This is a genomic window from Solibacillus sp. FSL W7-1472, from assembly GCF_037969775.1.
Classification (GTDB): Bacteria; Bacillota; Bacilli; order Bacillales_A; family Planococcaceae; genus Solibacillus; species Solibacillus silvestris.
In genome coordinates this window covers 3,565,854-3,577,500 of record NZ_CP150208.1, presented here as the reverse complement: position 1 = coordinate 3,577,500, position 11,647 = coordinate 3,565,854, and the positions used below count along the sequence as shown (strand labels likewise).

At 42.3% G+C, this 11,647-nt stretch carries 9 protein-coding genes, 2 rRNA genes and 1 riboswitch; of the genes, 10 read left to right on the top strand and 1 reads right to left on the bottom strand.

Translation table 11 applies throughout. The features are described from left to right. Window positions 1-72 precede the first annotated feature (72 nt). Together MKY07_RS17870 and rrf are read left to right on the top strand one after the other, a co-directional pair. Window positions 73-3,001, top strand: a 23S ribosomal RNA gene (locus MKY07_RS17870). A gap of 246 nt (window positions 3,002-3,247) precedes the next feature. Further along, window positions 3,248-3,363, top strand: a 5S ribosomal RNA gene (gene rrf / locus MKY07_RS17865). Window positions 3,364-3,421: 58 nt separating this feature from the next. On the opposite strand, the gene MKY07_RS17860 is transcribed toward rrf, so the two are convergent. Then, the gene (locus MKY07_RS17860; protein WP_339263296.1) at window positions 3,422-3,892 is read right to left on the bottom strand and encodes a GNAT family protein; all 471 of its coding nucleotides are present in this window, start codon (window positions 3,890-3,892) and stop codon (window positions 3,422-3,424) included. A gap of 199 nt (window positions 3,893-4,091) precedes the next feature. On the opposite strand from MKY07_RS17860, the gene MKY07_RS17855 reads away from it, so the two are divergent. The 8 genes from MKY07_RS17855 (at window position 4,092) to purC (ending at window position 11,646) form a co-directional block, all read left to right on the top strand. Further along, window positions 4,092-4,790 (top strand): response regulator transcription factor, encoded by a 699-nt coding sequence (locus MKY07_RS17855; RefSeq protein ID WP_039967510.1) that lies wholly within the window; start codon window positions 4,092-4,094, stop codon window positions 4,788-4,790. Further along, a complete protein-coding gene (locus tag MKY07_RS17850) occupies window positions 4,787-6,235 on the top strand; it encodes a HAMP domain-containing sensor histidine kinase (protein ID WP_339263295.1) in 1,449 nt (482 codons plus the stop codon). Before MKY07_RS17855 ends, MKY07_RS17850 begins: the two co-directional genes overlap by 4 nt. Before the next feature lies 1 nt (window position 6,236). Then, a complete protein-coding gene (locus tag MKY07_RS17845) occupies window positions 6,237-7,274 on the top strand; it encodes an outer membrane lipoprotein carrier protein LolA (RefSeq protein WP_339263294.1) in 1,038 nt (345 codons plus the stop codon). A gap of 152 nt (window positions 7,275-7,426) precedes the next feature. Further along, complete coding sequence (locus MKY07_RS17840) at window positions 7,427-7,615, top strand: NETI motif-containing protein (RefSeq protein WP_014822576.1); 189 nt, start codon at window positions 7,427-7,429, stop codon at window positions 7,613-7,615. 98 nt (window positions 7,616-7,713) lie between these two features. Next, a riboswitch (purine riboswitch) is annotated at window positions 7,714-7,813 on the top strand. A gap of 169 nt (window positions 7,814-7,982) precedes the next feature. Further along, complete coding sequence (gene purE, locus MKY07_RS17835) at window positions 7,983-8,471, top strand: 5-(carboxyamino)imidazole ribonucleotide mutase (RefSeq protein ID WP_014822577.1); 489 nt, start codon at window positions 7,983-7,985, stop codon at window positions 8,469-8,471. Further along, window positions 8,468-9,592 carry a 5-(carboxyamino)imidazole ribonucleotide synthase gene (purK, locus tag MKY07_RS17830; RefSeq protein WP_065217655.1) on the top strand — a complete coding sequence of 375 codons (1,125 nt, stop codon included), beginning with the start codon at window positions 8,468-8,470 and terminating at the stop codon, window positions 9,590-9,592. The genes purE and purK overlap by 4 nt, the downstream gene beginning before the upstream one ends. A 13-nt stretch (window positions 9,593-9,605) precedes the next feature. Beyond that, window positions 9,606-10,907, top strand: a complete 1,302-nt coding sequence (purB, locus tag MKY07_RS17825; RefSeq protein WP_008408740.1) for an adenylosuccinate lyase — start codon at window positions 9,606-9,608, stop codon at window positions 10,905-10,907. Window positions 10,908-10,935: 28 nt separating this feature from the next. Beyond that, entirely contained in the window at window positions 10,936-11,646 is a 711-nt protein-coding gene (gene purC, locus MKY07_RS17820) for a phosphoribosylaminoimidazolesuccinocarboxamide synthase (protein ID WP_008408739.1), read from the top strand. Window position 11,647 lies beyond the last annotated feature (1 nt).

The following is an 11,647-nucleotide window of genomic DNA, read 5'->3' as shown; positions in this document are numbered from 1 at the left end:
AGATTTTTAAACAAGTCAAGCAATTGACGTGTAAACTTAAATCTTAGATCTCTGATCTAAGTGTTAACTTTTGGTTAAGTTAATAAGGGCGCACGGTGGATGCCTTGGCACTAGGAGTCGATGAAGGACGGCACTAACACCGATATGCCTCGGGGAGCTGTAAGTAAGCTTTGATCCGGGGATTTCCGAATGGGGGAACCCACTATCTTTAATCGGATAGTATCTTCACGTGAATTCATAGCGTGTTGAAGACAGACGCAGGGAACTGAAACATCTAAGTACCTGCAGGAACAGAAAGAAAATTCGATTCCCTGAGTAGCGGCGAGCGAAACGGGAAGAGCCCAAACCAAAGAGCTTGCTCTTTGGGGTTGTAGGACACTCTATACGGAGTTACAAAAGAATGAATTAGACGAAGCGACTTGGAAAGGTCCGCGAAACAAGGTAAAAGCCCTGTAGTCAAAAGTTCATTCCCTCCAGAGTGGATCCTGAGTACGGCGGAACACGTGAAATTCCGTCGGAATCCGGGAGGACCATCTCCCAAGGCTAAATACTACCTAGTGACCGATAGTGAACCAGTACCGTGAGGGAAAGGTGAAAAGCACCCCGGAAGGGGAGTGAAATAGATCCTGAAACCGTGTGCCTACAAGTAGTTAGAGCCCGTTAATGGGTGATAGCGTGCCTTTTGTAGAATGAACCGGCGAGTTACGATTACGTGCGAGGTTAAGTTGAGAAGACGGAGCCGCAGCGAAAGCGAGTCTGAATAGGGCGAATTAGTACGTGGTCGTAGACCCGAAACCAGGTGATCTACCCATGTCCAGGGTGAAGGTGAGGTAACACTCACTGGAGGCCCGAACCCACGCACGTTGAAAAGTGCGGGGATGAGGTGTGGGTAGCGGAGAAATTCCAATCGAACCTGGAGATAGCTGGTTCTCTCCGAAATAGCTTTAGGGCTAGCCTCGTGATTGAGAATACCGGAGGTAGAGCACTGTTTGGACTAGGGGGGCATCTCGCTTTACCGAATTCAGACAAACTCCGAATGCCGGATATTTATACACGGGAGTCAGACTGCGAGTGATAAGATCCGTAGTCAAGAGGGAAACAGCCCAGACCACCAGCTAAGGTCCCCAAGTAATCGTTAAGTGGAAAAGGATGTGGCGTTGCTTAGACAACCAGGATGTTGGCTTAGAAGCAGCCATCATTTAAAGAGTGCGTAATAGCTCACTGGTCGAGTGACGCTGCGCCGAAAATGTATCGGGGCTAAACGATTCACCGAAGCTGTGGATGCATACTTTGAGTATGCGTGGTAGGAGAGCGTTCTAACAGCGTTGAAGTCAGACCGGAAGGACTGGTGGAGCGGTTAGAAGTGAGAATGCCGGTATGAGTAGCGAAACATGGGTGAGAATCCCATGCACCGTATGACTAAGGTTTCCTGAGGAAGGCTCGTCCGCTCAGGGTTAGTCGGGACCTAAGCCGAGGCCGATAGGCGTAGGCGATGGACAACAGGTTGATATTCCTGTACCACCTCCTCACCGTTTGAGAAATGGGGGGACGCAGTAGGATAGGGTAAGCACGCCGTTGGTTGCGCGTGTTCAAGCAGTAAGGCGTGTATGTAGGCAAATCCGCATACTATAACGTTGAGCTGTGATGACGAGCTCGTATGAGCGAAGTTCCTGATTTCACACTGCCAAGAAAAGCCTCTATCGAGGTGAGAGGTGCCCGTACCGCAAACCGACACAGGTAGTCGAGGAGAGAATCCTAAGGTGTGCGAGAGAACTCTCGTTAAGGAACTCGGCAAAATGACCCCGTAACTTCGGGAGAAGGGGTGCTTCTTTGGGTGCATAGCCTAGAGAAGCCGCAGTGAATAGGCCCAGGCGACTGTTTAGCAAAAACACAGGTCTCTGCAAAACCGTAAGGTGACGTATAGGGGCTGACGCCTGCCCGGTGCTGGAAGGTTAAGAGGAGCGGTTAGCGCAAGCGAAGCTGTGAATTGAAGCCCCAGTAAACGGCGGCCGTAACTATAACGGTCCTAAGGTAGCGAAATTCCTTGTCGGGTAAGTTCCGACCCGCACGAAAGGCGTAACGATCTGGGCACTGTCTCAACGAGAGACTCGGTGAAATTATAGTACCTGTGAAGATGCAGGTTACCCGCGACAGGACGGAAAGACCCCGTGGAGCTTTACTGTAGCCTGATATTGAATTTTGGTACAACTTGTACAGGATAGGTAGGAGCCAGAGATCTCGGAGCGCCAGCTTCGAAGGAGGCGTCGGTGGGATACTACCCTGGTTGTATTGAACTTCTAACCCATGCCCCTTAGCGGGGTAGGAGACAGTGTCAGGCGGACAGTTTGACTGGGGCGGTCGCCTCCTAAAGAGTAACGGAGGCGCCCAAAGGTTCCCTCAGAATGGTTGGAAATCATTCGTAGAGTGTAAAGGCATAAGGGAGCTTGACTGCGAGACCTACAAGTCGAGCAGGGTCGAAAGACGGGCTTAGTGATCCGGTGGTTCCGCATGGAAGGGCCATCGCTCAACGGATAAAAGCTACCCCGGGGATAACAGGCTTATCTCCCCCAAGAGTCCACATCGACGGGGAGGTTTGGCACCTCGATGTCGGCTCATCGCATCCTGGGGCTGTAGTCGGTCCCAAGGGTTGGGCTGTTCGCCCATTAAAGCGGTACGCGAGCTGGGTTCAGAACGTCGTGAGACAGTTCGGTCCCTATCCGTCGTGGGCGTAGGAAATTTGAGAGGAGCTGTCCTTAGTACGAGAGGACCGGGATGGACATACCGCTGGTGTACCAGTTGTCTTGCCAAAGGCATCGCTGGGTAGCTATGTATGGACGGGATAAGTGCTGAAAGCATCTAAGCATGAAGCCCCCCTCAAGATGAGATTTCCCATTACGCAAGTAAGTAAGACCCCTGAAAGACGATCAGGTAGATAGGTTCGAGGTGGAAGTGCGGTGACGCATGCAGCTGACGAATACTAATCGGTCGAGGACTTAACCACATTTTATTGCACAAATTCAATGAAACGTTTATCCAGTTTTGAAAGAATGATCTTTCTAAGGGTTTCAAGACACAAGCTAGTCGAGGAAACGACTGAGTGATTGAAGGAGCGTACTTAAGTACGTGACTGAAAGAACGAGGGAAGTTGACGAAGGATAGCGCCGTGAATTGGAAGCCGAATTAAGGAACGTCTACTAAAAGCACCACGTCCTGTGTTAACGTAGACGCCAGCACATCCATGTGCAAGTGAAGTGATGATGGCAAAGAGGTCACACCCGTTCCCATACCGAACACGGAAGTTAAGCTCTTTAGCGCCGATGGTAGTTGGGGGCTTCCCCCTGTGAGAGTAGGACGTCGCTTCGCACACGCAAAACCACTGAGGAATCAGTGGTTTTTTTGTTGTTATAAATAGTTTCATTTTTTATATTCTCACCATTGTCATAAATTCTGTAACGTCATTACTAAATTCATCTTCTTTAACAAAACCAAGCTTTTTATATAAATGAATGGCTCTCTGATTAAACATCGCTACGGTTAATCTTAGTGATTTACTTGGATACTTCTCCTCAATAAATTTTATAATGCCTGTACAAAACTCGAACCCATTGCCTTTTCCAACAAGATTTGGGTGCATTCCGACTCCCATATCTATTAAATCTGCTTTATAAACACCGAAATGGTTTCCTCTAGGTACTTGAGCACTCTCTCCAATACAGAAAAATCCAATTACCTCTTTATTTTTATCAGCAATGGCATAGTACGATCCATCCATTAATTCTTCAAAAGCCTCATCACTTTGTTCATTATTATAAAAATCGTAAGGCTGTTCATATTTCCATCCGAGAATGGTAGTGGCCATCTTACTGTTCATCTTTTCGATAAAGAATTCCATTATTGTGACACCTCTTTTATTTATTTACACAATTGATAGTAACATAAAATTTTCATTTTAAAACGACCATCTTTACTGTGAAAGGTAACTTTGGCTATCTTTAAACAGACATAACAAAGTAAGATAAAATATAAAGGATTTATAAAGTCACAATTATCGATAAAATTACTTGTTATAGTGATGGTAGGAGGCGTACATGATGGAACAACAAATTCTTTTAGTGGAAGATGACCGTGAAATTGCGCGCATTATTAAAGACACCTTAATAAAGGAAGGCTATGCAGTGACATGGGCAACGACTGGGATTGAAGGATTAGAAGATTTTTCTGCCGGTAGCTATGATTTAATACTTGTTGATTGGATGATGCCTGAAATGGATGGGCTATCAATGATTGAACATATTCGACTGCAAAGTGATGTTCCAATTATTATGATCAGTGCAAAAAGTAATGAATCGGATAAAGTCACAGGGTTACAAGATGCCGATGATTATTTGGCAAAGCCGTTTTCTTTAGAAGAGTTAAAAGCGCGAGTTCGTTCTCAAATACGACGATGGCAGAGATATAATAGAGTTTTCACAGCAGAAGATATGGTTTCATATGTACATGGATTAAAAATTGATTGGGTAAAAGAATGTGTTTATATCGAAGAGGTTGAAGTTAGCTTGACGCAAAAAGAGTTTGCGTTACTGAAAGTATTGGCACAAAATCCTTTCGAGCTATTTACAAAGGAAGCGTTGTATACACATGTTTGGCACCAAGTTGAGCTGGATCAAACACATACGGTAACGGTGCATATTAAAGCATTGCGTGAGAAGCTGCAGGATCCTGTAAAATCACCTAACTATATACAAACTGTATGGGGAAAGGGCTACCGCTTTATAGGTGAACAAGTATGAAAATTAAATCATGGCTTCTCCTTACGTATTTGCTTGTCATGATATTACCGTTACTTGCACTGTATGGGCTATATGTATCCATTAACGATTACTACCAGGATAAAAGTCTTGATGAGTATTTTGAGAAGTGGGCAGTTGTATCAGATATAAAAGATTATTTGGATAATCCGTCGCTTTATACGATTAATGCTAATTATAAGGAAATCGAGAAACTGACATCCGATCAGTTGATGATTACGCTGTACAGTCCAAATGGCAAGATTTATTATTCCTCGAATTTAATCAACTCTTTGAACGGTTTTGAATCAAAAAGTGCTGTTTATAAAAGTCTGTTTGAATTTAAACAAAACTACGAAACATTCGTTTATAAAGAACCTGTTTATGAAGATGGGGAAATTAAGGGTGTATACAAGATTACGCTCGTTCGATCAGAATGGCTGGAACAAGTAAACACAAAATCACTTATTGTCGTAACGAGTTTAATTGTAGTAATGCTGTTGTTATATGGTTCGGTTGTCTATATGCTGAATAGGCGCCTCAATAAGCCGGTAAAAAGACTAATGGAACAAATGCGCGCTTTCGCCAAGGATGAAGCAACAAGTCCGCTACCGGTAAAAAAGGATGAAATCGGAGAACTAACCGAGAGCTTTCAATTAATGCAGCAGGAAATTACAGCAACTCGAAAAAAGCTTGCATTAGAGCAGCAGCAAAAGGAATTTATGATTGCCAGTCTGTCACATGACTTGAAAACGCCTCTAACATCAATTCAAGCATATGCAGAAAGTTTACGGCATGGGAACCATACTGAAAAAGATCATCAGGAGTATTTGCAAATCATTCAGTCCAAATCAGATTATATGAAGCAGTTGCTTGATGATTTAATGATGCTAACATTATTGCAGTCACCGACATTTGAACTGGAACTTGTAAAAGTTGAAGGCGAAGAGTTTTTCGATATGCTTTTGGGCGACTATGAACAAATCAGCAAAGAAAAGGGGTTTGAAGCAAAGACGACAGCCAATGTGGAAGGGAGTTATCTTGTAAATCCGAAGCAATTGATGCGCGTTGTCGATAATGTTGTCGCGAATGCCTGGACGTACACAAATCCGGGAGGAGCGATTTATATATCCGCATTTGAAACGCTGAATATTCCTGCATGGAGTACAAAAAGGGTTGCAGATAACTTTACGGAAAAGGGCGTATATATCGTCGTCCAAAATAGCGGGGTGACCATATCGGAACAGCAGTGTGAGCAAATGTTTGAGCCGCTGTATCAGTTTGATGTTTCTCGAAGCCATATAGGTGAGCGAGGGGCTGGTCTCGGTTTGAGTATTGCAAAGCAAATTGTCGCTAAGCATAATGGGACAATTAAAGCTAAAACACAGCAAGATCAATTAGCAATTGTCATCTGGCTACCACCAATTGAAGAAGAGGGGAATGGATAAAATGAAAAAAATGATATATTCAGCAACATTAATTTTAACGCTGACTTTAGCGGCATGCAGCAATGAGGAAAATTACTCACCCCAAGAAATATTGAATCAGGCCATGCAGGAAACATCTGAACTTGATTCTTATTATGGAGAATATAAGACAACAATGGACGACGGGACCGAGATGCTTTCGAAGCAATGGGAGAAAAAAGGAAAGACACGTGTAGAAATGGTTGATTCCACAGGAGAAGAATCGATTGCGGTTAATGATGGCAAAACATTAACTTCCTATTCGAAAACAATGAATGAAGCAATGATTTTTGAGCTAGGGCCAGAAGTAGAAAGTTTAGTTCGTCCAACGTTAAAAGAGCAGGCATTGAATACGTTGGAACAAATAAAAAATTCCCATGATATTACAATTGGTGAAGAAGAAAAGATTGCTGGGCATGAAACGTACCATTTAATTGCAAAGGCCAAAAAGCAAAATACGCTTATTGGGGATATGGAAATTTGGGTAGATAAAAAAACATGGATGACATTAAAAACGATTTCGGCAAGTGGCGATATGAAAATAACTTCTGAATTTACGAAATTTGAGCCAAACAGTAAAATTGACGATGCTAAATTTAGTGTAGACATACCCGAAAATGCCGTTGTTAAGGTCGAATCTTTCAAGCCATTGGAACAATTGACAGTAGAGCAGGCTGTCGAGAAGATTGGACCATTTTTAATATTCCCTGAATCCCTTGGTTACACATTGGAAGGAATTGAAGACATGGGGGTTACTGATACGGGAGAGATTGCCTTAACATATTCCAAAAACGGTGATAAGCAATTCTCGCTTTCAATCTTTAAGCCAATGCAGTCAATTGGAGAGGAAGAAGAACTGATTGAAGTGCGCGGACAAAAGGGTTCTAAAATCGAGTTGGGTACTTTCAAAACAATCCAATGGGATGAAGAAGGTTTACGATATAATGTGATTTTAGAAAATCCGGACTTAACATTCGAGGAAATACTGCAGTTAACAGAGAAAATGGAGATTATAAAATAAACAATTCGGAGCAATTACAGGAAATTTGTGATTGCTCCTTTTTAATTTTACTTGTGACAAATCGTTCACAAAATAAAACCATTCTATTAGAAAGTACTAAAAGTATCGTGGTATAGTTAGAGCGATATTTTACATGTGGAAGGATGACCTTTTTGGCTAAAAAGCAAGTATGGTATGAAGTAGAAGAAAATGAAACAATCGAGCAATGCCTTGAAAGAATGAAGAAAGATGGCTATATGCCATTTGGACGCAGAGAAGAGCCGGTGTTCGAAGAAGTAAATGGCGAGCCTATCTATTTGCGTCAAAAAATACAATTTAAAGGTGTATTAATAGTAGAATAACGTACTACTCGATTAAAAACCGAACAATATCTTTTGCTTTAAAAATATTGTTCGCATTTTTGCATTGATTTTATGCGTAACCCTTGTTAAAATGTGTACAGGAAAAACATTTAATCCCTCATATATGCTAGAGAATATGGCTCTAGTGTCTCTACCCGGCACCGTAAATACCGGACTATGTGGGAAAGCAACTTCAGGTATGATGAAATAAAGGATGTGGATCTCAATGCAATTATCTACATATACTTTTAATGCTCAGTCCTCAAGTAGATTGCTTTCTCATGCGTAGAGCGTAGAGAGCAATTTATTTGAGGATTTTTTTACATTTATTACACAAATGGCGAAGATGTTTAAAGGAGCGAAACTCATGAATCCGAAAATTGGCGTTATTATGGGAAGTTCAAGTGATTGGGAAACGATGAAGCATGCTTGTGACATTTTGGACGAGCTGCAAGTGCCTTATGAAAAGCAAGTCGTTTCAGCACATCGCACACCAGATTTAATGTTTGAATATGCGGAAGCTGCACGTGGACGCGGTATTCAAGTAATTATTGCAGGGGCTGGTGGAGCAGCTCATTTACCAGGTATGGTAGCAGCAAAAACGACGTTACCTGTAATTGGGGTACCTGTACAGTCACGTGCGCTAAACGGACTCGATTCACTATTATCGATTGTCCAAATGCCAGGTGGTGTACCTGTCGCGACTGTAGCAATTGGCAAGGCAGGAGCAACAAATGCAGGCTTGCTTGCAGCGCAAATTTTAGGAGCGTTTGATCAGGAACTTGCTGCAAAGCTTGAGGCACGACGTGAAGCGACAAAAGCGCAAGTTTTGGAAAGCACAGGTGACTTAACGTGACGAAAATGATTTACCCAGGACAAACAATCGGCATCATAGGCGGTGGTCAGCTTGGTCGTATGATGGCAGTTGCCGCAAAAGAAGCTGGCTATAAAATCGCAGTACTGGAGCCAACAATGGATTCGCCTTGTGGGCAAGTGGCAGACATACGAATTGTCGCAGCTTACGATGATGAAGCAGCATTGGAAGAGCTGGCGGAAGTTAGTGATGTCATAACATATGAGTTTGAGAATATCGATTACGATGGTTTGAAACGTTTAACACAAATGGCCTATGTTCCTCAAGGCGCAGAGCTTGTGCGCATTACACAAAATCGTGTCACAGAAAAGCAAATGATTGTTGAGGCAGGCTGTCCGGTTGCACCGTATATTGTCGCATCTACATATGAAGAGCTGCTAGAAAACATTGGAGAAATCGGCTTCCCATGTATCGTTAAAACAGCACGGGGCGGTTATGACGGGAAAGGCCAGCAGTTATTGAAATCAGCTGAGGACTTACAACTGGCAAAAGATTTATTTACACATTCACAATGTATAGCAGAGGGTTTTGTTCCATTTACGAAAGAGATTTCGGTCATCGTTCAGCGCAATGGTGATGGTGAAACATACTGCTTACCTGTCGGAGAAAACATTCATATAAACCACATTTTACATGAAACGATTGTCCCGGCCCGTATCGAACAGTCGACAGCACAATTAGCTGAAGAAGCTGCACTTAAAATTGCTGATTCACTGAAACTGATCGGAACATTGGCAGTGGAAATGTTTGTCCTTGAAGATGGCAGCATCGTAATAAACGAATGTGCGCCACGTCCGCATAACTCAGGCCATTATTCGATTGAGGCATGCAATATTTCCCAGTTTACACAGCATATTCGTGCAGTATGCGGATGGCCGCTACGTAAACCAAAACTGTGGGCACCATCAATTATGGTGAATGTACTTGGTCAGCATGTCGTTCCACTAACAAATTCAATTTCAAAATTTCCTGACTGGTCAGTACATTTGTACGGGAAATCAGAAGCAAAGGTAAACCGGAAAATGGGTCATGTTACAATCATGACAGATGATATAAATACAGCATTACAACAAATAACAGACTCTGGTATTTGGCCGGAGTAAAAGGAGAAGATTTATGATAGAACGCTATACACGTCCAGAAATGGGTGCTATTTGGACTGAAGAGAACAAATTTAAAGCATGGCTTGAAGTAGAGATTTTAGCTTGTGAAGCATGGGCTGAAATCGGTGAAATTCCTAAAGAAGATGTAGCAAAATTACGTGCTAACGCATCATTTGATATCGATCGCATCTATGAAATTGAACAGGAAACACGTCATGATGTAGTAGCATTTACACGAGCTGTTTCGGAAACACCAGCACTTGGCGAAGAAAAAAAATGGGTGCACTACGGTTTAACTTCAACGGACGTTGTAGATACAGCACTATCATACTTAATCAAACAGGCGAATGAAATTTTACGCAAAGATTTACACCAATTCATCGCCATTCTGACAGAAAAAGCAAAAGAGCATAAATTTACAGTAATGATGGGGCGTACACACGGTGTGCATGCAGAACCGACAACATTTGGTTTAAAGCTGGCATTATGGCTTGAAGAAATGCGCCGTAACTTAGTACGTTTTGAAGAAGCCGCAAAAGTAATTGAAACAGGTAAAATGAGCGGTGCTGTAGGAACATATGCCAATATTAATCCACGTGTGGAAAGCTATGTATGTGAACATCTTGGATTAGCAGCTGCACCAATTTCTACACAAACATTACAGCGTGACCGTCATGCACAATACTTTTCTACATTGGCATTAATCGCTACATCAATTGAAAAATTTGCGACAGAAATCCGCGGACTGCAAAAATCTGAAACACGTGAAGTGGAAGAAGGGTTTGCGAAAGGGCAAAAAGGTTCTTCTGCTATGCCGCATAAGCGAAACCCAATCGGCTCTGAAAATATGACAGGTATGGCACGATTGATGCGCGGCTACATGCTGACAGCTTATGAGAATGTAGCTTTATGGCATGAACGAGATATTTCACATTCTTCAGCTGAACGTGTCATTATACCGGATGCCACAATTACATTAAATTATATGTTAAATCGTTTCGGTAATATTTTGAAAAACTTAACTGTATTCCCTGACAATATGAAACGCAATATGGAGCGTACATTTGGTCTGATCTATTCTCAGCGTATTTTACTTGCGTTAATCGACAAAGGATTATCACGTGAGGAAGCGTACGATACGGTTCAGCCATTAACAGCGCGAGCTTGGGATGAGCAAACACAATTCCGTCCGCTTGTAGAAGCGAGTGAAGAAATCACAACGCATCTATCACCGGAAGAAATTGCAGACTGCTTTGACTATAACTACCATATTCAGAATGTTGATTTGATTTTCGAACGTTTAGGTCTTAACTAACTAATCAATTAATCAGGAGGAATACGTCATGAATAAAGGCCAGCTTTTATATGAAGGGAAAGCAAAACGATTATATACAACAGAAGATACTGAAATACTTTTTGTTGAATACAAAGATAGTGCGACAGCATTTAATGGTGAGAAAAAAGCCGAGATTGCTGGAAAGGGAAATTTAAACAACCAAATTACGACGTTACTTTTCGAAAAGTTACAAGCAAACGGAATTGAGTCACATTTCGTAAAAAGGCTTTCAGCGAACGAACAGCTTGTACGTAAAGTCGAAATTATTCCAATCGAAGTTGTTACACGCAATATTGCTGCAGGCAGCCTGGCAAAACGTCTAGGCTTGGATGAGGGCACACCGCTTAAGCGTCCAATCGTCGAATTTTACTATAAAGATGATGCATTAGGTGATCCAATCATTACAACGGAGCATATTGACGTGCTGAATATCGCAACACCGATCGAAGTAGAACAGCTGTATAATGCGGCACTGCATGTGAATGAAGTGCTGCGTCCGATTTTTACTGCGGTTGGTGTAACATTAGTCGACTTCAAACTGGAATTTGGTCGTGATAAAGACGGCAATATTTTACTTGCCGATGAAATTTCTCCTGATACTTGTCGTTTGTGGGACTCTAATACAAAACAAAAGCTTGATAAAGACGTATTCCGCCGTGATTTAGGCAATCTAACGGAAGTATATGAAATTATATTACAAAAACTTGGAGGCAACTAAC